Annotated in this window: 22 protein-coding genes and 1 tRNA gene; 6 read left to right on the plus strand and 17 right to left on the minus strand. The window is 57.7% G+C overall.

The window, feature by feature from the left end:
• Window positions 1–55: 55 nt before the first annotated feature.
• Window positions 56–1,708, minus strand: a complete 1,653-nt coding sequence (locus tag L1A08_RS07290) for an alpha/beta hydrolase (protein WP_238755667.1) — start codon at window positions 1,706–1,708, stop codon at window positions 56–58.
• Between the two features lie 187 nt (window positions 1,709–1,895).
• On the opposite strand from L1A08_RS07290, the gene L1A08_RS07295 reads away from it, so the two are divergent.
• Entirely contained in the window at window positions 1,896–2,453 is a 558-nt protein-coding gene (locus L1A08_RS07295; RefSeq protein ID WP_238755668.1) for a TlpA family protein disulfide reductase, read from the plus strand.
• A 577-nt stretch (window positions 2,454–3,030) separates the two neighbouring features.
• Here the strand turns inward: L1A08_RS07295 and L1A08_RS07300 are convergent.
• Window positions 3,031–3,597 (minus strand): hypothetical protein, encoded by a 567-nt coding sequence (locus L1A08_RS07300; RefSeq protein WP_238755669.1) that lies wholly within the window; start codon window positions 3,595–3,597, stop codon window positions 3,031–3,033.
• A 207-nt stretch (window positions 3,598–3,804) separates the two neighbouring features.
• On the opposite strand from L1A08_RS07300, the gene L1A08_RS07305 reads away from it, so the two are divergent.
• The 3 genes from L1A08_RS07305 (at window position 3,805) to L1A08_RS07315 (ending at window position 6,245) form a co-directional block, all read left to right on the plus strand.
• On the plus strand, window positions 3,805–5,640 hold the full coding sequence (locus tag L1A08_RS07305) for a beta-propeller fold lactonase family protein (protein ID WP_238755670.1): 1,836 nt from the start codon (window positions 3,805–3,807) through the stop codon (window positions 5,638–5,640).
• 97 nt (window positions 5,641–5,737) lie between these two features.
• Window positions 5,738–5,986 (plus strand): hypothetical protein, encoded by a 249-nt coding sequence (locus L1A08_RS07310; RefSeq protein ID WP_238755671.1) that lies wholly within the window; start codon window positions 5,738–5,740, stop codon window positions 5,984–5,986.
• A gap of 19 nt (window positions 5,987–6,005) precedes the next feature.
• Window positions 6,006–6,245, plus strand: coding sequence for a hypothetical protein (locus tag L1A08_RS07315; RefSeq protein WP_238755672.1), 240 nt, complete (start codon window positions 6,006–6,008; stop codon window positions 6,243–6,245).
• 16 nt (window positions 6,246–6,261) lie between these two features.
• On the opposite strand, the gene L1A08_RS07320 is transcribed toward L1A08_RS07315, so the two are convergent.
• The 14 genes from L1A08_RS07320 to L1A08_RS07385 form a co-directional block, all read right to left on the minus strand.
• Window positions 6,262–6,972, minus strand: coding sequence for an SMI1/KNR4 family protein (locus tag L1A08_RS07320; RefSeq protein WP_238755673.1), 711 nt, complete (start codon window positions 6,970–6,972; stop codon window positions 6,262–6,264).
• Window positions 6,973–6,982: 10 nt separating this feature from the next.
• Complete coding sequence (locus L1A08_RS07325; protein WP_238755674.1) at window positions 6,983–8,425, minus strand: sulfatase-like hydrolase/transferase; 1,443 nt, start codon at window positions 8,423–8,425, stop codon at window positions 6,983–6,985.
• A 431-nt stretch (window positions 8,426–8,856) separates the two neighbouring features.
• Window positions 8,857–8,941: transfer RNA gene (locus L1A08_RS07330), tRNA-Leu, on the minus strand.
• A 167-nt stretch (window positions 8,942–9,108) separates the two neighbouring features.
• On the minus strand, window positions 9,109–11,208 hold the full coding sequence (locus L1A08_RS07335; protein ID WP_238755675.1) for a hypothetical protein: 2,100 nt from the start codon (window positions 11,206–11,208) through the stop codon (window positions 9,109–9,111).
• A 153-nt stretch (window positions 11,209–11,361) separates the two neighbouring features.
• Complete coding sequence (gene lhgO / locus L1A08_RS07340; protein WP_238755676.1) at window positions 11,362–12,588, minus strand: L-2-hydroxyglutarate oxidase; 1,227 nt, start codon at window positions 12,586–12,588, stop codon at window positions 11,362–11,364.
• Window positions 12,575–12,781 carry a (Na+)-NQR maturation NqrM gene (gene nqrM, locus L1A08_RS07345; RefSeq protein WP_238755677.1) on the minus strand — a complete coding sequence of 69 codons (207 nt, stop codon included), beginning with the start codon at window positions 12,779–12,781 and terminating at the stop codon, window positions 12,575–12,577. Before nqrM ends, lhgO begins: the two co-directional genes overlap by 14 nt.
• 2 nt (window positions 12,782–12,783) lie before the next feature.
• Window positions 12,784–13,728, minus strand: coding sequence for an FAD:protein FMN transferase (locus L1A08_RS07350; protein WP_238755678.1), 945 nt, complete (start codon window positions 13,726–13,728; stop codon window positions 12,784–12,786).
• A 107-nt stretch (window positions 13,729–13,835) separates the two neighbouring features.
• Window positions 13,836–15,071 (minus strand): NADH:ubiquinone reductase (Na(+)-transporting) subunit F, encoded by a 1,236-nt coding sequence (gene nqrF / locus L1A08_RS07355; protein ID WP_238755679.1) that lies wholly within the window; start codon window positions 15,069–15,071, stop codon window positions 13,836–13,838.
• Between the two features lie 139 nt (window positions 15,072–15,210).
• Window positions 15,211–15,837, minus strand: coding sequence for an NADH:ubiquinone reductase (Na(+)-transporting) subunit E (gene nqrE / locus L1A08_RS07360; RefSeq protein WP_238755680.1), 627 nt, complete (start codon window positions 15,835–15,837; stop codon window positions 15,211–15,213).
• 64 nt (window positions 15,838–15,901) lie between these two features.
• Window positions 15,902–16,528 carry an NADH:ubiquinone reductase (Na(+)-transporting) subunit D gene (locus tag L1A08_RS07365; RefSeq protein WP_238755681.1) on the minus strand — a complete coding sequence of 209 codons (627 nt, stop codon included), beginning with the start codon at window positions 16,526–16,528 and terminating at the stop codon, window positions 15,902–15,904.
• Window positions 16,529–16,603: 75 nt separating this feature from the next.
• Window positions 16,604–17,431: a Na(+)-translocating NADH-quinone reductase subunit C gene (locus tag L1A08_RS07370; protein WP_238755682.1), complete on the minus strand. Its 828-nt coding sequence runs from the start codon at window positions 17,429–17,431 to the stop codon at window positions 16,604–16,606.
• Window positions 17,418–18,695, minus strand: a complete 1,278-nt coding sequence (locus L1A08_RS07375; protein ID WP_238755683.1) for an NADH:ubiquinone reductase (Na(+)-transporting) subunit B — start codon at window positions 18,693–18,695, stop codon at window positions 17,418–17,420. The genes L1A08_RS07370 and L1A08_RS07375 overlap by 14 nt, the downstream gene beginning before the upstream one ends.
• Window positions 18,696–18,758: 63 nt before the next feature.
• Window positions 18,759–20,114 (minus strand): Na(+)-translocating NADH-quinone reductase subunit A, encoded by a 1,356-nt coding sequence (locus L1A08_RS07380; protein WP_238755684.1) that lies wholly within the window; start codon window positions 20,112–20,114, stop codon window positions 18,759–18,761.
• Window positions 20,115–20,502: 388 nt separating this feature from the next.
• Window positions 20,503–20,715 carry a hypothetical protein gene (locus L1A08_RS07385; RefSeq protein WP_238755685.1) on the minus strand — a complete coding sequence of 71 codons (213 nt, stop codon included), beginning with the start codon at window positions 20,713–20,715 and terminating at the stop codon, window positions 20,503–20,505.
• Window positions 20,716–20,861: 146 nt separating this feature from the next.
• On the opposite strand from L1A08_RS07385, the gene xylA reads away from it, so the two are divergent.
• Window positions 20,862–22,172, plus strand: a complete 1,311-nt coding sequence (gene xylA / locus L1A08_RS07390; protein WP_238755686.1) for a xylose isomerase — start codon at window positions 20,862–20,864, stop codon at window positions 22,170–22,172.
• Between the two features lie 714 nt (window positions 22,173–22,886).
• Window positions 22,887–23,600 carry a hypothetical protein gene (locus L1A08_RS07395; RefSeq protein WP_238755687.1) on the plus strand — a complete coding sequence of 238 codons (714 nt, stop codon included), beginning with the start codon at window positions 22,887–22,889 and terminating at the stop codon, window positions 23,598–23,600.
• Window positions 23,601–23,885: 285 nt separating this feature from the next.
• Here the strand turns inward: L1A08_RS07395 and L1A08_RS07400 are convergent, their stop codons facing one another.
• On the minus strand, window positions 23,886–24,776 hold the full coding sequence (locus L1A08_RS07400) for a dienelactone hydrolase family protein (protein ID WP_238755688.1): 891 nt from the start codon (window positions 24,774–24,776) through the stop codon (window positions 23,886–23,888).
• Window positions 24,777–24,968: the final 192 nt, after the last annotated feature.

Genomic DNA, 24,968 nt, shown 5'->3' on the forward strand with positions numbered 1-24,968 from the left:
CGCAGCCCCCCGCGAATTGCATTTCAGGATTTCGTATCTCTTTTACAGAATATTGTCATTCCGCTTCTTTGAGATTCCGGTCGAAGAAGGCGCGGATCCTCGATCGCACTTCGGACGTCTGAAATTCCGGCCCGCCGTGCCCTGCTCCTTCAACGACTTCCAGCTCCGCTTCGACACCCGCTTTCTTGAGAGCCTCGTAGAAGCGTTTGCTCTGCGCAAGCGGCACGCCCGGATCCTGATCACCGTGCATGATCAGGAACGGCGGATCATCGCTCGAGACCTGATAGAAGGCACTCGCCTGCTTCGCCAGTTCGGGCACGTCCGACACAGCCGCCCCGAGCAGCTTCGCTCCATTCGAATTCGCGACATCCGCGCGGGTGCGTCCATTGCCGACCATGTTGGGGGGCATCGTCAACAGATCGGTCGGACCAAACCAGTCACACACCGCCTGCACGCTGCTCGAATGCTTCTCGTTCTCGGGGGCATCGAGCGTTCCCATCAGTGCGACAAGATGCCCGCCGGCCGAGCTTCCCCAGGCTCCGATGTGATCGCCATCGAGATTGAAGCCCTCCGCATTCTGCCGCACCCAGCGGACTGCTTCGCGACAGTTCTCAATCTGCGTCGGCCACTGAGCTTCATCGGTCAGCGCGTAATTAATGCTGACAACCGCATAACCATGCTGCGTCAACCAGGCGGCCTGACAGCGATCCTTGCTCCCATTCTTCCAGCCGCCGCCATGCACCCACATCACGACCGGCACCGGCTCCGTGATGTTCTTTGGGCGATACACATCGAGCAGCAGCGGCTCGCCATCGACGCCGCCGTATTGTAGATCGCGATAAAGCACGACTCCTTCAGGCACCCGCGTTTTTCTGATCTTGCCCGGCTTGATGCCCGCTCCTTCCTTCGCGGCTCGAATCGTGAAGTCGACCAGATTCTGACACCGGAAAAAGCCCGGCCAGAAGTTGTGCCCCTGCCCGACCGGAACCACCAGATCAACGAGGTCGCCGTTGCCATTCGTCTCGTAAGCGTTCTGCAGCGTCGCAGAGTTCTCTTTCAGCGGGACAACCGTATCGACATCGCCATGAATGATGAACACCGGAATCTCGGCTCTGGCGAGAGCAGCAATCTTCGCCACTGGATTGTGTTCGCTCAGAGACTTTTGCAGCTCTTCGGCCGTCATCCCGTATGACGGAGCCGCCCGCTGAATCTTCGGATAAGTCGTGAGATCATAGACCGGATAGATCCCGGCCAGCCCGGCGACCTTGTCGGTATTGCGAATCGCCCAGCTGCTGACCCACAACCCGCCCCGACTCCGCCCGAGTAGACTCGGCTTCTTCGCGAAGCCGCGGTTCTGTGTCAGTTCCTCATAGAGAGCCGTGAAGGCCTGCTGCTGTTCCGGGCTGCCATAGGCTTCTCCGACATCGATCCCCGCCACCGCCACGCCAGCTTCCACCAGTTCCGAATGCAGCCATCGTTCCGCCAGATCCGGGTAGGCGGGCAACGTCGGGGCATACAGCACCCACGGCTGTGGACTGGTCCGCTGGCTTTCTTCCGGCCAGAAGATGAACGCCGTCCGACCATTTACGGAAAAGGTCTCGCCCGGCAGCACGAGCACCTTCTGCGGGGCGTCTTCCGCCTGAAGAACAGACGAAACGCTAAACGTCAGCAGCAGGGCCAGAAGTCCGAGCATGAATCTGGTTCGCATCGATCTCTCCGAGGCAGGCGGCGTGTATGGCAACTCACAAATGACGACGGATCAGTCGCCTATCATACGACCTGCGTTCGCGAGACTGTAGCGAGCGGACGCGATCCCTTTCGACGGCTTCGTGAATCGGGTAGAACTGATGTCACTGACTTGCGAGCCCCACCTTCCGCCATCAAGGAATCGAATGATGCGACGAATGTCTTGTGCTCTGCTCCTCTGGACGGGAATCCTCTCGATCCCTGCGTCTGCCGGTCCTGCTCATGCAGCCGATGCCGAGCCGAATAACGTCACCGCTCAGGCCGCCAACTGGGATGAGATTCAGCAATGGGTCGACAGCCAGAAGGGCAAAGTCGTCGTGATCGATGTCTGGTCGACCTTCTGCCTCCCCTGCGTCCGTGAATTCCCGCATTTTGTCGAGTTCCACCACAGTCACGCCGAGAAGGTTGCCTGTGCTTCGCTGAACATCGACTACTACGGCAGTGCCGACACCGCTCCCGATCAGACGACGCCGAAGATCACCGAGTTCCTGACCTCGCGAAACGCCACGATGAAGAACTTCATCTCCAGCGACGCCGATGAGAAGATCCTCACCCAGATCGACACCAGCGCCATCCCGGCTGCTCTCGTCTACGATCAGAATGGCAAACTCGTCAAAGTCTTCAACAACGACAACGACGACTACGGCCCCACCGGCTTCAACTACGAGAAGAACATCATTCCGTTCGTCGAAAGCCTGCTGAAGTAGCCCCATCGAACATCGGCAACCGGGCACCACAACGGGCGTGCCCGGATGTGTTCGTGCTTCGGATTCACTTCCACACTGGTCGCAGATAAACAGGGTGCGATAGCCGGAGACGTATCGCATACGAACCAGGTTTCGATTCGACGGGTGGCTCGTCCGCCTCAGCGGGCGGGTCGCGCCAGCGACAAGAGGCAGCGTCATCCGCGCCTTATCGGGTGCAATCACCCGGTCTCGAAGAAATCTCGTCCTTGGCGCGGCCTCTTGTGACTTCGTCACCCGCCCGTGACGGACGGGCCACCTAATACTGTTTCCAGCGACTTTCCAACCTTCATGCCAGGGGGATAGCCGTAGACGTAGCCCGGCTGAATGGATGCCCAATGCCGGGATACGACTTCACCTGTCCGTCCCTGCACCGCTCACAGCTCACAACTTACACCACCTCCTAACCCGAAGCGTCAGCGAGGGATCAGCGTCCGTCGCCCTCGCTCACGCTTCAGGTTGAGCCCTCTTTCGACTCCACGAAAAAAGCCGCAGTCCGGTTTCCCCGACTGCGGCTTTCTTATTGTCTCAACACTCAACGTTAGTTGAGGATCTTTCGCAGGTCAGCGACGATGGCGTCGACCTTCAGATCAGCAGCCGACTTGGCGGAGTGGTTGGCTTTCACTTTGCCACCCTGAGCCAGAATCACGGTCACTTCTGCACTCGGGTTGATACCGTAGTCTGCAGGACCATTTTCGAATTCGTTAGGCAGCACGAACGGAACGTTCTTGGCTTCCGAAGCTTTCGCCAGTTTTTCAGCATTCGACTTGGCAGCCGCCTGGTTTTCGCCCATCGCGTTCACGAAGGCGCGGAGCTGTTTGTCGTCGTTCTTGGGAATGGCTTCGTCGATTTCGCGAACCAGATCGGCGACTTTCTGATCAGCCGAGCGGGTGAAGATCATCACCTGCGGGCGGCCACCGTTCTTGCAGCGGTAGCAGAGGTTCTTGCCGACATTCACGCCGTCGTCATCGGCTCCACAAAGCTTCGTCACGTAAAAGGCACCGATGCCTTCTCCTTCCTGCAGCCCGCTCTTGACGTCTTCGGCAACAACGAAAGCAGCGCCTGTCAGCAGTGCAAACACAGTCAGCATGGGGGTGAATCGCTTCATCGAACTCTCCTTGGGAAAAGTCGGTCTGACCAGCCAAACGGCAGAGAAGCCACACCCGACGCGGCTCCCCATAAATATTCCATCCAGCATGGCGTTCAGTATCTCGCATGGGACGCAAGTCCACAAGTCTCGCCGATTATTATCGCTCCCGGATGCACGTTCTGTTATCTTGCTCACAATTGCGCACTTCCACGAAAGGACTGACCGATGCTGCGACGTTCGTGTCTACTTCTCGCTTGCCTGGCTCTCGGAGCCGCCGCTCTGACTGAACCGGGAACCCGTTCCCTGGCCGAGAACCCTGGCAGCGCTCCCAGCCTGAAGGAAACGACCGCTCACCGCTCGCCTGTCGATGTCGCCCTCAGTCCCGACGGCCGCTGGCTCGTCACCGCCAATGAAACTTCCGACTCGATCTCCCTGATCGACACCGTGAGCGAAACGGTCGTCGATGAACTCAGCTGCCCCGGTGAACCGGCCGGCCTGGCGTTCTGTCTCGACGGCCACTCGATCGCCGTCAGCTGCACGAACTCCGGCAACATCGACGTCGTTCAGATTCAGGACGGCAGGCTCGTTCATCAGTTGAAGATTCACGTTGGCTACGAACCGGTCGGCCTCGCGGTCTCGCCCGATGGAAACATCGCGTATGCGGGCCTCGTCGCCACCGGCGAAGTCGCCGAGATCGATCTGCGAGCCGCGAAAGTGACGCGCACGTTCGAAGTCGGACGCTGGCCCCGTTACCTCACGGTGTCTCCCGATGGCTCCCGGCTCGCGGTCGGCTGCAGTGGTGAAAGTCGCATCGCCGTTGTGGAGACGAAGACCGGCGAAGTCGCGTACAAGGAACTGCTGATCGGCGGAATCAACATCGGGCATCTGCAGTGCTCCAGCGACGGCACGGAAGTCTACTTTCCGTGGATGGTCTACCGCAGCAACCCGATCACCATCGACAACATTCAACGAGGCTGGGTGTTGGCCAGTCGTATTGCCCGCGTCCGTCTCGATGGCCCGCAATACCGTGAAGCCATCTCTCTCGACGTTCCCCGCAAAGCGGTAGCCGATCCGCATGGCATCGCCATGACGAGTGACGAACATCGCCTCGTCGTCTCGGCGTCCGGAACGCACGAACTGCTTGTGTATCGCAAGCCGGATCTTCCCTTCGAAGGCGTGGGCGGACCGGGCGATCTGATCGATCGACGCTTGATGGCCGACAAAGATCTGTTCGATCGCATCGATGTCGGCGGACGCCCGATGGGTATCGAGATCGCGACCGATGACCGGAAGGTCTATGTGGCCAACTACACCCGCAACTCCATTCAGGTCGTCGATATCGAATGGAAACAGATCCTGAATGAAATCCCGCTTGGCGAGGCACCGGAGTTGACTCTGGCCCGTCGCGGCATGGAGTTGTTTCACGATGGCCAGAAGAGCCTCGACCAGTGGTACAGCTGCCACACCTGCCACTACAACGGCGGCGTCAACTCCAAGACGATGGACACGATGAACGACGGCACTGAGCTGACGATGAAAACCGTTCTTCCGCTGGAGAAACCGTCACAGACCGGCCCGTGGACCTGGCACGGCTGGCAGGATGATCTCACCGATGCGATGCAGGCCTCTTTCACGAACACCATGCAGGGCCGCCGCGTTTCCAATGACGATGCCCGAGCCGTGATCGCGTATCTCGATTCGATCGACCTGCCCCCCAACCCGTTCCGCAACAGCGACGGAAGTCTCACCGCAGCCGCCGAACGAGGCCGCAAGATCTTTGAGAGTTCGGCCACCGGATGTGCCGAATGTCACACCGGATCCCGTTTCACCGACGGCAAGATTCACGACGTCGGCCTCGGCTCCGCCGAAGATGCCTACACCGGCTACAACACGCCGACACTCATCGGCTGTTACCGCAAAGTCAACTACCTCCACGACGGTCGGGCCACAACGCTGGAAGACGTTCTGACCGGCGATCATGCCCCCGAAAAAGTCATGGGCGAACGGCCGCTGACGCAACAGGAACTGGCCGATCTGGTCGCGTATCTGAAATCGCTGTAACACGCTCCCGAGCTGAGAAAGCCGAGATTTTTGTGGTAGGATGCTCGTTTTCTCCGTAAGCTGAACCGGTTCCGGTTTCTTTACGGAGGACCCTCTCGTGCTGCAGTTCTTACAGCGATCCGTCACATCGTCCCGGTTCGACGCCGGGCTTTCCCGGTATGTCTCGTTCCTCGCGGCTGCCCTGTTGCTGGTGCTCGGCTTCTACAAACTGGTGCGTATGCCTCTCAATGAGTTTCAGCTGCTCTGTGGAATCCTGCTGCTGTTTCTGGTTGCGATGCAGTTCGTCGTCATCGGACTCATCACGCCACTTTCCATGAAAGCCGCGGAGAAACAATCGCGTCGCTGATGCCTTTCACGGAGATGCCATGTTCGAACTGATGAAACGCAAGCTCACGTCAAACAATTTCGACTATCTGTTCGCTCAGTCGGCGACCTTACTCGGCTCGATCGTGATCTGCATCGTCGGACTCTACGCTCTGATCCGGCTCGATCTCAGCGAACCCGAGACGTTCCTCGGCATTCTGCTGGTGCTGGCCGTGACCCTGCTTGGAATCATTTGCGGACTGTTGATCCCAATCGTCGAGCAGTACGACGCCGAGTCGTGAAACAAAGCTCGGCCGATTAACCGGCTGGGAAGAACCGTGCTTCGAGATTGCTCGCGATCGCTTTCATCTTCTCCACAGTTTCGAGACCACCGCGTCGATTCCAGAGGCGGCCAAAGGCCCATTGAAGATTTGCCGATTCCGTTCCCGATTGAAAGCGCGCGAGTCCATAGACGGGGATGCGAATCTCTTCCGCCTTGAAGGGATGCTTACGCTCTTCGAATTCGATCCACTCGAGTTGATCGTCACGCTCGACGAGCGATTTCCATTCTTCAAGAGTGATGGGGACCAGAACGCTTTCTTCGGGACGGTCGGTTCGTGCGATCACATGATTATCGCTTTGCAGCGGCTGCGAGCCGTTCGCCCTATAGTCAATTGATGCCAGAGGAGCCATCTGTTGAACAAATTCGGCGAGATCAGCTGCAACGATTTCGAACTCATCGGCTTCATGATCAAAGAACCAGACACCAGCCTGAGGAGCATCGACATCGATCGCGTAGTTGTTTCCGCACCCGTCGTTTCCGATACACAGGAATGACGGAGGCCACGGCTTTCCAGCAAATGCTGCAGGTCGCGGCGTCATCCTCAGCTGCAGATTCTCGATGAGCATCCGCTTAAGATCGGATTCGAGATAAGGTTCACAACGCTCGGATCGAGCGACGATCTCGCAGTATGCTTCGGGGAGCTCAAACCCCAATCGCTTTTCGACGGTCTTCCGATCAATACTCACAGACAATTCCTTATTCATTCTTCGAAGGACGGGCCGTAACCACCGGATCGCCGACATCCTTCTGCCAGTTACTCAGGATCTGTTTCAGTTGCCGGGCGATGTTCGCACACCCCGGCTCATCGATTCGGTTCTGCAGTTCATCCGGGTCACTCTCGATATCGAATAACTGCCACTGGCCAATCTGCGGATAATGGATCAGCTTCCAGTTTCCTCGACGGACCATTCGCTGCGTGTCGCGATAGTAGCCGAAGATCTGGTCACGAATCTCATCCCTCTTTCCCTGTAAAACCGGTACGAAGCTGCGGCCATCGAGATCTTCGCTGACCTCGACCTGCGCGAGTTCACAGAGCGTCGGATACAGGTCACGCAGGTAGACCTGAGCCGGGAACCGCTTTCCCGCGGGAATCGTCGAACCTCGAATGAGCAGCGGGACGTTGATCGTGTGCTCGTACATATTCTGCTTGCCCCGCAGACCGTGACTGCCGACGGCCAGGCCGTGGTCGCTGGTATAGACCACAATCGTGTTCTCACTCTGCCCGCTTTCCTCCAGCGCGTTGAGGATGCGGCCGACTTCCTGATCGAGATGAGAGATCACGGCATAGTACACAGCGAGATCTTCGCGAACATCGACTTCCGTTCTCGGAGAGGGCAGCAGCCCTTCATCGCGATCGCTCGACCCGATGTCGTACGGATGCTTCGGCTGGAAGTTCTTCGGAAACGGAACCTCTTCCGGATCGTAAGCGTTCTCGAAACCAGGCGGCACGAGCAGCGGGTCGTGCGGAGCGGTGAAGTTCACATGCAGAAACCAGGGCTGCTCGCGAGCCCGCTCGATCTCTTCGATGGCAGCATCGGCAAACCGAGCACTGATGTCAGGAGTGAGACCGACACCCATCTCCGGGAAGAGCTTGCGATCATCGGTCTGAAAGATCCAGCCGCGATACCCCGTGATGGGACGCCCATGGGCATCGACCTGATCTTTCCAGAAACGGCCGCCCCCGGAGGAGAACAAGCCGTTGACGGTCTGATACCCGTGCGTGCTCGGTCGCCCGGAGTTGTGCCACTTCCCGACATAACAGGTATCGTATCCGGCTGCCTGAAAAGCCTCGGCAATCGTGATCCGTTTGGGAGGGACGGTGCCGCCGAAGTCGGTGACACCAATACGGAATCCCGTACAGCCGGTCAAAATCTCGGCTCGACTCGGCGTACAGATCGGATTCGCACAAACCGCTCGCGTGAAGGCGGCTCCATCGCGGACCAGCGAATCGAGATGCGGCGTACGGATGACCGTATTGCCGAGTGCGGCGATCGTATCGGGCCGCTGGTCATCCGAAACGAGGAACAGGATGTTCGGTCGGGAAGGCTCTGTCGCCTCGCTGGCCGAAGTAAGCACGCCGCAAAGAGCGAGCGCGAAAAGGAAGCTGCGAGACAGACTCGGCACTGCATCATACGCCATCGTTTTCTCCCATCCGGCTGCATCGGGTTGTACGCTCCCGTGGTCACTTTCTGGCCGGCCTGAGTATAAAAGCGATTAACGTGGCCGACTACTCCCGTAAAACGGATCTTCCCAATTCGAACCTTCTCGCGGTTCTGTAAGTAGCAACTTCGGAGGCCGGCCCCAACTGGCCCGGTACCCATCTGTAAACCCCTGCAGCCAGACGACGTAAAGCAGCGACCCGCCCAGGACCGCGAAAAACGCCCATTGCAAAGCACGCTGAACCGTTTGCACTTTGAACTCCATAACAGACATGCAGCAAACACTCTGCTTGTACACCACTGGTAACGGAGACACTTTTCAGAATCTGCGAGCTTCTCCAAACTTTCTGATCGACAATAAAAAAACCGTTGCTCCGGAGAACGGAGCAACGGTTTTTCATCAGAATCAAGTAGCCGAGGCGGGACTCGAACCCGCACGGAGGTAACCCTCCCCGGGATTTTAAGTCCCGTGCGTCTGCCATTTCGCCACTCGGCCAAAACGTTCTGTAAAAATGGCTTGCGGAATATTACCGGCTCGCTTTCCGGTTTTGAACCCCGCCCGAGTCGCGATGTTCGGGGGATTCTGTGACAGACCATTTATTTCATAAAAAGAGCCTGCCAGTTTCCCGACAGGCTCCGATTCGTAAGCTACTTCAGCTTCGCCTATTCGGCGGGCCGAACGGAATTAGCGACGAGCATCTTGCCGGCCTTCAGGTCAAGCAGAATGCCATCGACAGTCAACGCGGTCCCCACGGGAACACTGAAGTCATCCGCATCGACGGGGCCGAGATCGACCATCACCTTTTGATTGTTCTCCGCGGTATTGATGGTAATGATGCCGTGGGATTCTCCCATCACCGGGCTCGTCTTCGAGGCGACCACTTCGCCTGAAATCGTGACCGGCTCATCGTTTCCGGTATAACGGTTGGCAACGAACGACTGCTCGCCCTGGTTGATGCGGTTCACCAGAACCAGCGGCTGCTCAGTATCAAGCTGGGTCGCCAGACCGAATGCGGAGATGCGATCACCCTGTTCGAGGCTGATCTGAACCTGTTGGGTCGGTCCCAGATCGAGTCGTACCTGGTTCCCGCCAGTGGTCTTTACGGTCACCAGACGCCGAGTGCTCTTCCCGAAGTCCTGGTCCTTCACGCTCTGAACGGCTCCTTCCACCGTAACGAGAGGAGCACGCTTTGAGCGTTCTGGCTGCTGATCAGTTCCAGCCTGGGTCGCACTCTCTCCGGGAGTCGGAGGAGCATCCGGTCGAGCTTCCGGCTTCACCGGCATCTTGACCGTTTTCTTCCGACCATCTTCATCGATGGTGCTGGCAGCGGCCAGCTTCGACTGCGGTTTCTTCTCGTTCATCTCCTGGTTGGCAGGCTGCTCAGCGGCCTGTCCGCCGTTGGTCTGTCGCAGATCCTGAGCATTGTCCGTCCGCGGACGGTTCACTTTCACGTTCGTTTCCTGCTGGCGAACTGATTCCGCCATCAGTACGGTCTGTTCCCCGGCCTGAATCGGCGACCCGGCAACAGTCAGAGCGTTGCCTTCCTTGAGAACGATCTTCTCAGAGATCAGAGCGATTCCGAGATCGACAATCATTTCTCCGTTCGGAGTCTGAAGGGTCACGATCTGGATCGGCTCTCCGCCGTAGTCGACAATTCGCGTCGATTTCACGGTTCCCTGAACAATCTCAAAGTTCCGATCAATTACCACCTGATTTTCGCCCAGACGAACTTCTCGAGCCAGGATGACTTCCTTATCACCGACAGTCGTCATCACGCCATTCACCGAGATGCGATCGCCGGTATTAATCGCGGTCTCTGCCAGATCATCCAGATTCCCCAGATCGACGACAAAGTTGTCCCCCTGAGCGTTCTGCACCTGAATCACCCGGTGAGAAATCTGCTGGCCCCGCATTGGTACATTTTTGACCAACATGACCGTTCCCTGAACGGAGCGGGCTGTCTGAGCTTCCTGAACGACCGTCTCAGACTGAACAACGTCAGTACGTTCTTCGGTCGGTTTGCGGACTGGAGGCTTGTTGTCTTTCAGTCGATCGAGCGGCTGCGACACGCCGTCAAAGGGCCCATCGCCTTCCACGTCATTGACGAAATCGAACTCCCGATAATACTCGGGCAGTTCCATGACCGGACGGTAAGCCGGTGTTTCATAATAATCATAAAACCAGTTGTCATCGTCAGTTGCTTCATCATAGCCGTACGTGGGAACGGGCGGATACGCCGCGACACGAGGAGCAACGGCCGCCGGTGGGACAACAGCAGCCGGTGGAGCAACTCCGGGACGCGTGACGACGTCGGCCGGGGGTGCGATCGGACTTTTCGGACCAATCACAGGTTCCTCATCAACGACCTGCCCGGGAGTGACGATTGCCGTTCCCCGGACCCGATTGGCCGGGTCCGCAGGGATGACGCCTGCATCGGGGACCTTCACGCGGTAATTGTTGTAGTAGGTGTCGTAAACTGAATAGACGGAGCTGGCTTCGTCATAGCTGAGGCGGTCGTAGTCGTAGTCGCGCCGGTAGCCCCAATCCTCCGCCATCTCGGTGATGTAGTAGTCTGCGGTGATTGAATTGGCTCGCCAGGCACCACCCGGTTGAGCGTGAAACGCCCGGGGCAGGTAGTTCGGCTCCACGTTCGCACCCGCCTCTACGGCCGTGGCGCTTTGGGCGGAAGCGATCTGCACGGCCGACAGCGTTACCACCATCGCCGCGAAAATCCTTACGCCACTTACGGTTCGGTCAATCATCGTCTGCTCCTTATTCTCTGCTGAAAGAGACACGACCACTGTCTTCGTCGACAGACCGTCCGCGTCTCGGTAGGTCCGAAGAATCAGGAAGCCGCAGACTGCATGCCAGACGCAGACGCTTTTTCGCGAACCGGTTAAGTCGCCGCAGCCGGTTTAGCGGGGAAGCTTTTCCAGAACCCGCAGACTGATCGTTTCGCCGATATTCAGCGAAGAGGTCGCCGCTGGCGACGGAGCATTGAGCACATGGACGGCTCGATCGGTGGTTTCGATGATGAAATCGTCGGCGAGATTCCCATCCGGCGTCACGGCCTGTGCTCGCACACCAGCCGGAGCTGGAAGAAGATCATCCGCACGCAGATCGGGCACGAGTCGCTGCAAAGCTTTCACGAACGCTCTTTTGGAAAGCGAGCGATACAATTCTCCCATGCCGGCCGTGAAGTGCTTCCTTCCCAGCTTTCGGAATCCCGGATAGCGGAGCGTTTCCCAGAGGTCGGCGGCATTGAACGATCCGAAGTGGTAGCCTTCCCGTGCGAAGGCGAGCACCGCGTTGGGCCCGCATTCGACGCCACCCTCGATCATGCGGGTGAGATGCACCCCGAGAAACGGAAAGTTTGGATCCGGTACCGGGTAGATCAGATTTCGGCAGAGATGCTCAGCTCGCGGGCGGAGCTTGTAGTACTCGCCACGAAAAGGAACGATCTTCGTTTCGGGCTCGAATCCGCATCGGAGGGCGACCCGATCGGACTGCAGTCCGCCACAAGTCACAATGAGCCGACTGTGACAGGTCCCGCGGCTCGTACTCAACTCTTGTTGATTTCCTTTTGCGGTCGCCGATTGGAACTCCGTTTCAAGCTGGATGGTGCCTCCCATCTCGGTGATCAGTTCAGCGAGTCGCTTTGATACGAGTCGGTAATCGACAATGCCGGTCTCAGGGACATGAACGGCGGCCACTCCCGCGACTTGCGGTTCGAGTTCGCGGAGACGTTTGGCGGAGATCAGTTCACACTCAACGCCGTTCGCTTTCCCGCGTTCGAAGATCTTATGCAGCCCCGAAACCTCGGCTTCCGACGTCGCGACGATCACTTTTCCGCAACGATCGAACGGAATTCCGTGCGTGATGCAGAAGTCTTCGAGTTGCTGCTTGCCGGCTCGGCAGTTCGTCGCCCGCAGGGACCCCGGCTTGTAGTAGATGCCCGAATGAATGACGCCGGAGTTATGTCCGGTCTGATGAGCCGCAAGCTCCGCTTCTTTCTCAAGCAGCAACAACTTGAGTCCCGGGCGACTCTCAAGCAGACGCCAGGCGGTGGCCAGGCCGACGATCCCTCCGCCAATCACGGCGACATCGTAGGCCACATCGGAAAGGGCGTCAGTGGTTGGCATGGGCTCGCGCTGGCTCTTTGTCGACAGCCGTCGTCGACGCGCACGACTCGCACAGCGACTGACCAGCGTCGCCCGGCAGATTACTCAAGCCGCCGCACGATCCTCGCAGACAGCGATTGCTCAGCATCACGCCGACGGCCATGCCGATAATCGCGGCCGCAAAGACCAGGACTGATGCGATAAACGTTGCCATAGTTATTCTTCCGTCACTTGTTCAAAGCCGGGCGTTTGATTCGTTGCCAGTTCACCGTCCCGGGACTCAATCAGGTAAACCGGAATACGTTCCCGATCGGCCAGTTCCAGCCCCCGTTCCGGTCCGAGAACGAGCATCGCTGTCGCCAGAGCGTCAGCTTCCATACAGGTGGAAGCCAGCACGGACGCCGATCGTAAGGTGTGCGTGACCGGCCGCCCCGTGTCGGGATCAATTGTATGCGAATACCGCGTCCCATCAATCTCATAGAAATTTCGATAGTCGCCCGAGGTCGCCATAGCCACGTCGGTTAGATACACAATTGTCTCAATCTCCCGGGCATTCTCGATCGGCTTCTCGATTCCGAGCCGCCACCGCGTTCCATCTGATTTCAGACCGGCAGCGACGACTTCCCCGCCAATATTCACCAGGAAGTTCTCCAGGTGATACGTCCGCAAAAGAACAGCAATCTCGTCGACTCCGAATCCTTTGGCAATCGCGGAGAGATCGAGCCTCAGTTCGGGGACACTCTTCCGAATCGCCGGCGGGTCCAGCCGAGTTTCCAGATGTTCGCTGCCGGTTAAAGTCAGAGCGCTGGCGATTGTCTCCTCGGAGGGCACCACACGATCTTCAATCCTGGGACCGAAGTGCCACAGATCGACCAGCGGACCGACCGTCGGGTCAAAAGCCCCGCCGGTCCGCCTGGAGATCAGCAGAGACTGCTCGACCACGTAAGCGAAGCGGGGAGACACCGCAAACCAGTCCCCGGACTCGCTGGCGTTGAACTTCGAGATCTCCGACTCAGGGTCGTACGTCGACATCTCGGTGTTAATCTCTTTGAGCAGATCCTCGATTGCGGTCCGGATTGGCTCAATCTGGCCCGGAGAGATCGGGTCGGCGATGGTGACCTCATAAAATGTCCCCATTGTGTCGCCGTTCAGGCGGACCATCTCCGGCGTTTCGGGACGAGACTCGCACCCGCAACAAAAAACGCTCCCTGCCAGCAACAGGCAGAGAGCGATTGAATTCTCGACTCCACGACCAGCCATCAGGCGGATTAACCTCCGAAGTCGTCGTAGGCGATGTTTTCCGGTTCGACGCCCAGGTCATCCAGCATTTTGCGGACAGCCGAGAGCATCATGGGAGGACCGCAGATATAGTACTCGCAGTCTTCCGGAGCCGGGTGATTCTTCAGGTAATTGTCGAGCAGCACGTTGTGAATGAAGCCGACCGGACCTGTCCAGTTATCTTCCGGCATCGGCTCGGAGAGCGCGATGTTCAGCTTGAAGTTCGGATGCTTCTTTTCCAGCTCGTAGAACTCGTCGAGGTAGAACAGTTCGCGGGTACTGCGACCACCGTACCAGTACGAAATCTTACGATTAGAGTGCTGCGTCTTCAGCAGTTCGAAGATATGCGACCGGAGCGGAGCCATTCCGGCACCACCACCGATGTAAATCATTTCAGATTCGGTGTCCTTGATGAAGAACTCACCGTAAGGACCAGAGATCGTGACTTCATCGCCCGCCTTCAGGTTGAAGATGTACGACGACATCTTTCCGGGAGGCGTGCCTTCCGGTGCTCGCGGCGGCGGAGTTGCCACGCGAACGTTGAGCATGATAATGCCCTTTTCGCCCGGGTAGTTCGCCATCGAATAGGCACGGACGACAGGCTCTTTCACGACCGACTTGATCTTCCAGAGATTGTACTTGTCCCAGTCGCCACGGAACCGCTCTTCGACTTCGAAATTCTGATAGGTCAGTTCGTGTGGCGGAGCTTCGATCTGGATGTAACCGCCGGCCTTGAAGTCGACTTCTTCGCCTTCCGGCAACTCGAGCACGAGCTCTTTGATGAATGTCGCGACGTTGCGGTTCGACTTGACCTTACAGACCCACTTCTTGGTCTCGAAGACTTCCGGCGGCACTTCGATGTCCATGTCGCCCTTTACGGGAACCTGACAGGAGAGTCGCAGACCTTCGCGAGCTTCTTTCTTATTGATGTGCCCTTTTTCCGTGGGCAGGATATCGCCTCCGCCAGACATAATGTGCACTTTGCACTGGGCACAGGTTCCGCCGCCCCCACAGGCCGAGGAAACGAAGATCTTCTCAGCTGCCAGAGCTCCAAGCAGCTTCCCGCCAGCCGAACAGTGAATCTCTTTCTGTCCGTTGACGATGATCTTCACATCGCCGCTCGGCACGAGCTGCCGTTTTGCGATCAGAATCACTGCCACGAGCGCGAGCACGATGACGGTAAACATCGTGACGCCGAGAACGATCAGACTAATATCAATACTCATCGAATGGTCCACTCAACTGAATTTTGTGGAAACCGCGGGATCCAACCTGTCGGAGACTTCGCTCAGCGGTCGGTTGTCGCAGTGCCCTCCACTCCGCAAGCCACCGCTTACAGAATTATAGTCACGCTGGAAACAAGTTCTAAAGCTGAATTCCGGAGAACGACATGAAGGCCAGCGACATCAGTCCCACAGTAATGAACGTGATTCCCAGACCTTTCAGGCCGTCGGGCACGTCGCTGTACTTCATCTTTTCACGAACTCCAGCCAGAGCGGCGATTGCCAGGGCCCAGCCGAGTCCCGAACCGAAGCCGAACACGCAGGAATCGGCGAAGTTGTAGTTTCGTTCCACCATGAACAGCGAACCACCCAGGATGGCACAGTTCACCGTAATCAGCGGGAGAAAGATCCCGAGGGCGTTGTACAAGGGCGGGAAGAAGCGATCGAGGGCCATTTCCAGGATCTGCACCATGGCGGCGATCACGCCGATGTAGCTGATCAGGCCGAGGAACTCCAGATCGTTGCCCGCCAGACTCGGAATGCCGGTCCAGGTCAGAGCATTCTTCTTCAACAGATAGGTGTAGATCAGGTTGTTGGCCGGCACGGTAATCGCCTGAATGACGATCACGGCCACGCCAAGTCCCAGAGCCGTCTTCACGTTCTTGGACACAGCCAGGAACGTACACATGCCCAGGAAGAAAGCCAGCGCCAGATTCTCGACGAAAACGGCTTTCATCAGCAGGCTGAGGAAATGTTCGACTTGATCCATGATGATCTCTCGAAAACTAAATTGGAATCAGCAGAAACTCGCGGGGAAATAACACGGCCAGAGCTTACTCGCTCTCGACCTGACTCTTGTCGAACGTTCGCAGCACCCAGATGAAAATCCCGATCAGGAAGAACGCACTCGGCGGCAGCAGCATCAGTCCGTTCGGGACATACCAGCCACCTTCATTCACCGAAGAGGCCAGCGTGACGCCGAACAGTTTCCCGGTGCCGAGGCTTTCGCGAAGCAACCCGACGATCAGCAGCAGCACGCTGTATCCCAGACCGTTACCGATCCCGTCCAGGAAACTCATCAGGGGGCCATTCTTCATGGCGTAACCTTCGGCTCGTCCCATCACGATACAGTTCGTGATAATCAGGCCGACGAACACCGACATCGTTTTGGCGATTTCCGGCATGAAGGCTTTGAGGATCTGGTCGACCATGATCACCAGCGAAGCGATGACGGTCATCTGCACGATGATGCGGATGCTGTTGGGAATGTAATTCCGCATTGCCGAAACGATGGCGCTGGAAAACCCGGTCACCAGTGTCACGGCGATGCACATGACCACGGTCGTTTCCATCTTGCTCGTCACCGCGAGAGCAGAACAGATGCCGAGCACCTGCAGAGCGATCGGGTTATTGGCAAAGATCGGCGTAAGCAGAACTTTTGCAGATTTCGATTGAGCCATCTTGTTACTCGCTTCCGATCGCCAGTTCCGGCGATCCGTCTCTCAGAGGGATACGAGAGTCAATAAATGAATTCGTTAGTTGGAGGCGGCAGCCACCTGAAGTTCGCCGCTGGTCATATTCTTGATCAACGGCTTGTAACCGTGTTCACCCAGCCAGTAATGCATCATCGATTCGACGCCACGAGTCGTAATCGTCGCTCCACCCAGAGCTTCGAAACGATGTTCGGCATTCGGGGTCTCGCAGGTCACGCCCCCCTTGAACATCGAGATGGTGACTTCGCCCTGCTCGTTGTAGAGCACCTTGGGACATTCCGGATTGCTCCAGGCCGCCTTCCAGCGTGGGTTGTTGATTTCACCACCGAGACCCGGGGTTTCCCCATCCGCGTAGAACGTCAGACCGCGAACGGTTTTGCCATCGCCATCCAGAGACAGCAGTCCCCACATGGTCGACCACAACCCCTTGCCGCGAACCGGCAGGACGATCTGATCGATCTTCCCACTTGAATTGGTCAGGACGTAGATCTTGGTGAACTTCTCGCGGGCACCGATCCCGGCGACGTCTTTCTCAGACGGAATGTCGACCATCAGCTCGGGGTTTGCCGAGACTTCCTGCAGGTTGAACGTTTCGGCGTCCACCTCATCGGTCTCAGCAACCTTGCCCTCGTCGATATTGACGAGCAGCGGTTTGACCTGCTTGAACAGTTCCGGAATCTCTTCCGCGCTGTTCTCGTCGCGATTGTACAGGCCGAGCACGGTCAGAACTTCGCGCTGAAAAGCCAGCTGCTCGTTCTCTTCCTTGATCGGACGCAGGCCGACTGCGGTCAACGACACGATGATCGAGCAGACCACGCAGAGGATCGCTGCAACAGTAAAGGTTCCGCCAACGGAATCACGCTGGAACATGAGTACGAGCCAACCTTCTCTTGATGTTTGCCTGGATGAAGAAGTAGTCGATCAGTGGGGCAAACACGTTGCCAAACAGAATCGCCAGCATAATCCCTTCCGGAAATGCCGGATTGATGACACGGATGAGGATCGTCATGAAGCCGATCAGGAATCCATAAACCCATTTCCCGCCTTCCGAAAAGGCTGCAGAAACCGGGTCGGTCGCCATGAACACGGTGCCGAAGGCGAAGCCACCGACCACCAGATGCCACCACGGCGGCATTGCGAAGACGGCGTTGCTTTCACTGCCGAGAGCCCAGAGAGCGGCCGAGGTCGTCACAGCTCCGAGAACCACGGCGGCCATGATGCGCCAGGAACCGATGCCGGAAGCGATCAGAATCGCGGCTCCGATGACGCAGGCGAGAGCCGAAGTCTCACCCATTGAACCGGGAATCACACCCAGGAAAGCCTCAAACCAGCTGATGTTCAACCCACCGTTCGTCACGGTGTTTGTCACGGCGTTCATTCCCATCGGAATGTTGGCCGGATCGAGCGAACCGAGCTGCCCCAGAGCGGTGGCTCCGGTGTAGCCGTCGACCAGTTTGTAACCGTCAGCAGCAACCCAGACCCGGTCGCCCGAGATCTGAGAGGGATATGCGAAGTACAGGAATGCACGAGCCGTGAGGGCGATATTGACGAAGTTCTTTCCGGTTCCCCCGAAAACTTCCTTCGCCAGCACCACGGCAAACATGATCCCAATGGCCGCCTGCCACCAGGGCAGCGTCGGCGGAAGCGTCAGCGGATAAAGCATCCCGGTGACTAGGAAGCCTTCGTTGATCTCATGCCCGCGGATACAGCTGAAGATCACTTCGCAAAGTCCCCCGGCGATATTGGCCACGAGGAACAGCGGAATGAAATACAGAGCACCCAGAACGAAGTTCGAGATGTGATTGCCCGGATTGGCAGCCAGACCGAGGGTCGACATGATCGAACCCCGCCAGCCTTCGGCGAACTCGAGGCCGCCAGCATTCAGGACCAGATTCGCCTGATAGCCGGTGTTCCACATCGCCATCAGAATACACGGTCCGAGAGCGGCGACGACCGTGATCATCATTCGCTTCAGATCGAGAGCGTCCCGCACGTGCGACGGACCAGTGGTCACTTCACCCGGCGTGTAGAGAAACGTGTCTCCGGCTTCGTACAGCGGATAAAACGGCTCCAGCTTCCCCCCTTTGGTGAAGAGTGGATGCAAGTTATCCAAAAACTGCCGCAACGGTTTCATAATGAACTTATTCCCAGACCGACATGGCCTTACTTGAAGGAAAAACAGATTTCCCGAAAGGGCTTAACCTTCTTTTTCGATGATCGTCAGATTCCGCCGCAGCATCGTTCCGTACTCGTACTTTCCGGGACAGACGAACGTGCAGAGCGACACATCGTCCTCGTCCAGTTCGAGTGCGCCGAGCGCCTGAGCCTGATCGGTATCACTAACGATCAGCGCCCGCAGCAGGAATGTGGGCAGAATATCGAGCGGCATGACCGACTCGTAGCTGCCAATCGGGACCATCGCCCGCTTACTGCCACCTGTCGAAGTCGTCATATCATATTTCATGGAGGGCTTGAGCAGCTTGTTCATCGTCGACGCGTAGACGTCTTTGATCGAGAACTTGTCGAAGCCCGGCATCTGCCAGCCGAGGAATTCCCGCTCGCGACCTTCTGCGACCACGGAAATCTGCTGGTGATATCGCCCCAGGTACCCGAATGGCCCTGTTGCAGCCCGACCCGAAAGCACCGACCCGGAAATCACGCGGCGATCGGCTTCGTTCAGCTGATCGCTGACGAGATCTGCCGTGGAGGCACCGAGTCGTGTCCGCAGCAGTCGCGGCTCATTCACAACCGGACCACCCAGCGAAACAACCCGCTCGACCGACAGCCGTCCAGTATCGAACAGCTTTCCGATCGCGATGACGTCCTGATACCCAATGAACCAGACGGTCTTGGTCGGACCAACCGGATCGAGATGATGAATGTGCGTTCCCGGAAGACCGGCCGGATGGGGACCTTTGAACTCTTCCGCATGAATAAAGTCGAGCGAGGCGCCCGGCACCTTCACTCCTGGAGCCTGACAAAGGAAGACTTTGCCAGCAGTCAGATGCCGCAACACCTGCAGACCATGAATGAAGCTCTGCTGATTCTCTTCAATCACCACGAGAGGATCGGCGGCCAGCGGACTGGTATCGATCGCGGTTATGAACAGCGAGTTCGGCGCCGAATCAATCTGCGGCACTTTGTTGTAAGGACGGGTCCGCAGTGCGGTCCACAGCCCCGAAGCGACCAGATTGTCACGAACCTGATCGCGGGTCAGCGTCGTCAGATCCGTATTTTCATAGGATGTGAAGGTCTCTTCCTCATCCCCTTCGAGCTGAATCACGAGCGACTGAAAGAACCGCTTGGCGCCGCGGTTGACTTCAACAACCGTTCCAGCCCCCGGCGAGGTGAACTGAACGCCTTCGTTCTTTTTATCGGTGAACAGCGGCTGCCCCAGTTTTACCCGGTCGCCAGCCTGCACGAGCATCGTCGGCTTCATTCCGACGTAATCAGGCCCAATTACGGCCACCCGGCTGACGTCCGGAGCCGGAGAGATCTCCTGTACGGGAGCTCCGGAAATAGGGATGTCCAAGCCTTTTTTAATGTTTATCATCGTCCAGCAGCACTCCGCTTATGCAGTCGCAGCACGTCTCTGTGAGGGGTCAGGTCGGGTTTATAACACGTTCGTTGCGATGTGTGAATCAAACGATTGTGATGCACCGCGAATCGTCCGGAATTCGTCCGTTCGCCATCGCCCGGGTGCCCCGAATGCGCGTCACATGGTAGTGCATGCGGCGTGGTAGTGTGAGGGAATATACGCTGCGGCAAATTGCCGCAGAATTCTCAGCAGGCGATTTCCGCCCGTTGTCGGTCGTTCCCCGGCGCGATCAACCTGAGCTCCGGGAGAGTGATCGCGACAATCTTGATCGCACGAACGGCCCCAGGCCCTTGCGGGAAGGCCGTCTCGTTCAGGCCGCCAGAGCACCGGCGGCCGCCGCCTGTTACTTTTTCTTCGTCTTGCCCGACTTCCCGGCTTTGGCTTTCGTGTCGGACTTTTTCTCGGCTTTCACCTTCTTAACCTTGTCGGACTGCTTTTTGCCCGACTTCTTTCCTTTGGTCGTGCCCGATCCACTTTGAGGCTTATCGCCAAAAATGCGGTCCCAACCGTTGGAAAATTTCTCGCTTGTTCCAGTGTGAACTGTGTAACCCGTCATGGTTGTTACGACTCCCGACCTCGCTTGATTTTCGAATCGTGATACGTCACTGTTTTCAGAACTCCCATCGATAGCTGTGGATATCAGCTATGAGAGAAGGTTTCGACCAGAATATCAAGACTTTTCGCCGCGAACAGGATCACGCCATGAGTTTCTTCCCCGATGTTCTCGAAGTGAAGTACGAAGGCCCGGAAAGCCGGAACCCACTGGCGTTCAAGCACTACAACCCCGAGGAAGTCGTCGCCGGCAAGAAACTCAAGGACCTGCTCCGTTTCAGTGTCTGCTACTGGCACACCTTCCGCGGCACCGGTGGCGATCCGTTCGGCCCCGGCACCATGGTTCGCCCCTGGGACGACGGTTCCGAATCGGTCGACAACGCCCTCAAGCGGGTTGATGTCGCCTTCGAATTCTTCCAGAAGCTCGGCGTCGACTACTACTGCTTCCACGACCGCGACGTTTCCCCGGAAGGGTCCAGCCTCCGCGAAACCAATCACAATCTCGACAAAATCGTCGCCCGACTGAAGGAAAATCAGGAATCGACCGGCATCAAGCTGCTCTGGGGCACGGCAAATCTCTTCTCCAATCCCCGCTACATGCACGGAGCGGCGACCAGCTGCAACGCTGATGCCTTCGCCTTCGCAGCGGCTCAGGTCAAGAAGGCCATCGAAGTCACGCTCGAACTCGGCGGAGAGAACTACGTCTTCTGGGGCGGCCGCGAAGGCTACCAGAACCTCTACAACACCGACATGAAGCGCGAGCTCGACCATCTCGCCAGCTTCATGCACATGGCCAACGACTACGCGAAGAACATCGGCTTCAAAGGCCAGTTCCTGTTTGAGCCGAAGCCGAAAGAACCGACCAAGCACCAGTACGACTTCGACGTCGCCGCCTGCGTGAACTTCCTGCGTCAATACGGCCTGACGGACATGGTGAAGATGAACATCGAAACCAACCACGCCACGCTGGCCGGCCATTCGATGTACCATGAAATGGAATACGCCCGCATTCAGGACATGCTCGGCAGCATCGACGCCAACACCGGCGACCTGCTCCTCGGCTGGGACACCGACCAGTTCCCGACCGACATCTACCTGACCACGCAGTGTATGCTCGTCATTCTGGATCAGGGTGGACTCGCCCCGGGGGGAATTAACTTCGACGCCAAGGTCCGCCGCGAAAGCTTCGAGCCGATCGACCTGTTCCACGCCCACATCGGCGGGATGGATGCCTTCGCCCGCGGAGCCAAAATCGCCGCGAAGATCCGCGAAGACGGCGTCCTCACCGACTTCGTCAAAGACCGCTACTCGAGCTACGACTCGGGCATCGGAGCCGAAATCGAATCGGGCAAAGCCAGCTTCGAAACGCTTGAGAAATACATGCTCGAAAAGGGTGACATCACCCCGAACAAGAGCGGCCGCCAGGAGTACCTGGAGAACGTCATCAATATGTATGTTTAGGGGTTAGGCGCTGGGCGTTTGGCGTTAGGAAGAACGAGCCTCGCGGGATGGGAATTCCGCGAGGTTTTTTTGTGGATCGTCCTCGCGATACGGGCCGCGCGGAAGACGTTCCCGCGCGGCCTAGCGCCCACCCACGCCAGATTTTTCTTGAACCGGGTAGCCCCGGTTGCTTCGCTACCGGGGCCGACGCAGTCGGCAAGAGGTGACAGAACTCTCGATACATTGAAAGCCGACCGAGCAACCTCCTGTGGCTTCGCCACCCCGGTTGAATCAACCGGGGCTACCCGCTGCAATTCCACGACACCGAAGGCAAACTACTCAACGTCTCCGAAGTCGGCATCAGCGAAGAACTCCACTTCAACCCCGTCATCGCGATTCCACAGGAGGGTCACGTCGTGATCATCGCCCAGGGAAGTCGTCCCCGCGAAGAGGCGCCGAAGCAGGTCGCGATTCTGCGGGTGCGCACGGATTAGCCGAGTGTGCCACTGGCGTCTCGCCAGTGCGATACTTCATCCACTTCCGAAGAGACCGGGTTCGACGTACCTGTGGGGGAACAGAACCCGCACGCCGAATCTTCCGCCCACTGGCGAGACGCCAGTGGCACCCCGGTGGCAATCGGAAGCCGGAATGTAACAATGAAGCCATTGGACGTGAGCATACTATTCCGACAGTCTAGGAATCATGCATCGAAGATAAGGTTAAGCAGGCACCTCAATGACGAAGTACGATGATGAATCTCATCTAGTGAGACGAACTGAGTATCTCGAGTGGCTGGGGAAATTCTTCGTTGGTGAAGAATGGGATATTCTCTGCCACCTCATACTCTTCTTGCTCGGAGAGGAAATTGCTCTTTCGAAAGAAGAGATTATTTCGGAGTTGCATGAGATGGCCTTACGCTGTGGAAGCGATCTTGACATTCCATTCCAGGTGTATGTTGGACGTTTCTCCTGTGAGGAAAAGGACGTATGGAGAATGCGGTGCGATCTCTTGGAGCAGAAAGGCTTGATCGGGCCACCGACGGCATTTGCCATTTCTTTCGCGAAAGGTCTCAGGAAATGGGACCAGTCGCGAATGCTCGGCAGTGATGAAGAACTCTTAGAGAAGTGCCAATCCGAAGGGGTACTTTCGTTGACTGCCGAAGGATTCAAGATGCTATGCGTGCTTGATACTTACACGTCTGCTCATGCCGAAGGGTGTTCGGAGGTCGATGAAGACGACCACCATGTGGCGACGAACACCAGCCGAACCGATGCAATGCTGCAGGCCAATCCCAGGTTGGCCAGCGAACTACTAGGACAACTGTCTGCAGCATACAATCCGGATGAGTTGCCCACTCTTCTCGGTTCAGGTCGTATATCGTGGTGTCGTTTACGTGAGCAGTACTGGCAGGTCCACGGTGCGGGAAAGCGGAACAAGGAATCAGGCTAGGTTCTCGACCGAGTAGCCCCGGTTGCCTCGCTCCCGGGGTCGACCCAGTCGGCAAGAGGTGACAGAACTCATGAGACATTGAGAGTCGACCGAACAACCTCCTGTGGCTTCGCCACCCCGGTTGAATCAACCGGGGCTACCCGCTTCCGGACCATCCTAACCCGAAGCGTCAGGGAGAGAATGGACGCCCGTTGTTCATCGGCCCTCGCTCACGCTTCGGGTTAGGATACGTGCCGCGCGGACGAAGTCCCCGCGCGGCCCTAACGCCTAACGCCTAACGCCCACTCAAGCCAGATTTTTCTTGAAGAAGTCCACCGTGCGCTTCCAGCTCAGCTCGGCGGCCTCTTCGTCATATCGCGGCGTGGTGTCGTTGTGGAAGCCGTGGTTGACGCCTTCGTACATGAAGGCCTGGTAGTCGACGTTGTTCTCTTTCAAAGCCTCTTCGTAGGCCGGCCAGCCAGCGTTGATTCGCTTATCGAGGCTGGCGTAGTGCAGCATCAGGTCGGCTTTGATTTTGGAGACGTCTTCCGAGTTGGGCTGGGAGCCGTAGTACGGGGCGGCTGCGTCGATGACATCGGGAATCGCAACCGCCAGCGCGTTGCAGACGCCGCCGCCGTAGCAGAAGCCGACGACGCCGACCTTGCCGTTGGACAGTTCATGCGTGTCGAGCAGTTTCGCGGCTGCGATGAAGTCCTGCAGCATCTCTGCGGAATCCCGTTTCCGCTGCATCTCGCGGCCCTCGTCGTCGTTGCCGGGATAGCCGCCGAGGGGATAGAGAGCATCCGGTCCGAACGCCAGGAAGCCGGCTTTGCCGAGGCGACGGACCACATCTTTGATATACGGGTTCAGCCCGCGGTTTTCGTGAACGACCAGCACGGCTGGCAGCTTGCCGCTCGGTTTGGCGGGGCGAACGAGATAGCCGGCCATCTCCCCTGCTCCCTCGGGCGACTTGTACTTCAGGGTTTCGGTGTGAATCGCCGGATCATCGGGCTTCACCTGCTCGGCCCAGGCGTAGTTGGGGCTGATGGCATTAATGAGCCCTTCGACCGTCATTCCGCCGACCGCGAACGTCCCGGCCGCCCGCACGAAATCGCGACGGGCAATCCGCCCGTGAGCGTAATCGTCGTAGAGATCGAGAAACTTCTGATCAAAATCCTGCGCTTTCTTACGATCCATTGCTGCTCCTGTGTTCTGTAGAATGTGGGGGACAGGTCGGCTCCAGATGTACAGTCTGCGGGATTACTCGCGGGACTGCAATGAATCGGGCGTTAGGCGCCAGGCAATAGGCGATAGGATTATCAACGGCGTCGTTCGTGCTCCCTACCGCCTGGTGCCTAATGCCCAGCGCCTACCCAGACTGGTCCCCGG

The organism is Rubinisphaera margarita (assembly GCF_022267515.1).
GTDB lineage: Bacteria > Planctomycetota > Planctomycetia > Planctomycetales > Planctomycetaceae > Rubinisphaera > Rubinisphaera margarita.

What these genes read in the sequence shown, in the direction of transcription:
- lhgO (WP_238755676.1), bottom strand. Translation starts at nt 12,588, where the DNA reads ATGCCAACCACTGACGCCCTTTCCGATGTGGCCTACGATGTCGCCGTG.
- L1A08_RS07335 (WP_238755675.1), bottom strand. Translation starts at nt 11,208, where the DNA reads ATGATTGACCGAACCGTAAGTGGCGTAAGGATTTTCGCGGCGATGGTG.
- L1A08_RS07385 (WP_238755685.1), bottom strand. Translation starts at nt 20,715, where the DNA reads ATGACGGGTTACACAGTTCACACTGGAACAAGCGAGAAATTTTCCAAC.
- L1A08_RS07395 (WP_238755687.1), top strand. Translation starts at nt 22,887, where the DNA reads ATGACGAAGTACGATGATGAATCTCATCTAGTGAGACGAACTGAGTAT.
- L1A08_RS07325 (WP_238755674.1), bottom strand. Translation starts at nt 8,425, where the DNA reads ATGGCGTATGATGCAGTGCCGAGTCTGTCTCGCAGCTTCCTTTTCGCG.
- L1A08_RS07400 (WP_238755688.1), bottom strand. Translation starts at nt 24,776, where the DNA reads ATGGATCGTAAGAAAGCGCAGGATTTTGATCAGAAGTTTCTCGATCTC.
- L1A08_RS07305 (WP_238755670.1), top strand. Translation starts at nt 3,805, where the DNA reads ATGCTGCGACGTTCGTGTCTACTTCTCGCTTGCCTGGCTCTCGGAGCC.
- L1A08_RS07350 (WP_238755678.1), bottom strand. Translation starts at nt 13,728, where the DNA reads ATGGTCCGCCTGAACGGCGACACAATGGGGACATTTTATGAGGTCACC.
- L1A08_RS07365 (WP_238755681.1), bottom strand. Translation starts at nt 16,528, where the DNA reads ATGGCTCAATCGAAATCTGCAAAAGTTCTGCTTACGCCGATCTTTGCC.
- xylA (WP_238755686.1), top strand. Translation starts at nt 20,862, where the DNA reads ATGAGTTTCTTCCCCGATGTTCTCGAAGTGAAGTACGAAGGCCCGGAA.
- L1A08_RS07300 (WP_238755669.1), bottom strand. Translation starts at nt 3,597, where the DNA reads ATGAAGCGATTCACCCCCATGCTGACTGTGTTTGCACTGCTGACAGGC.
- L1A08_RS07370 (WP_238755682.1), bottom strand. Translation starts at nt 17,431, where the DNA reads ATGTTCCAGCGTGATTCCGTTGGCGGAACCTTTACTGTTGCAGCGATC.
- L1A08_RS07315 (WP_238755672.1), top strand. Translation starts at nt 6,006, where the DNA reads ATGTTCGAACTGATGAAACGCAAGCTCACGTCAAACAATTTCGACTAT.
- nqrM (WP_238755677.1), bottom strand. Translation starts at nt 12,781, where the DNA reads ATGGCAACGTTTATCGCATCAGTCCTGGTCTTTGCGGCCGCGATTATC.
- nqrE (WP_238755680.1), bottom strand. Translation starts at nt 15,837, where the DNA reads ATGGATCAAGTCGAACATTTCCTCAGCCTGCTGATGAAAGCCGTTTTC.
- L1A08_RS07375 (WP_238755683.1), bottom strand. Translation starts at nt 18,695, where the DNA reads ATGAAACCGTTGCGGCAGTTTTTGGATAACTTGCATCCACTCTTCACC.
- L1A08_RS07380 (WP_238755684.1), bottom strand. Translation starts at nt 20,114, where the DNA reads ATGATAAACATTAAAAAAGGCTTGGACATCCCTATTTCCGGAGCTCCC.
- L1A08_RS07290 (WP_238755667.1), bottom strand. Translation starts at nt 1,708, where the DNA reads ATGCGAACCAGATTCATGCTCGGACTTCTGGCCCTGCTGCTGACGTTT.
- L1A08_RS07295 (WP_238755668.1), top strand. Translation starts at nt 1,896, where the DNA reads ATGCGACGAATGTCTTGTGCTCTGCTCCTCTGGACGGGAATCCTCTCG.
- nqrF (WP_238755679.1), bottom strand. Translation starts at nt 15,071, where the DNA reads ATGAGTATTGATATTAGTCTGATCGTTCTCGGCGTCACGATGTTTACC.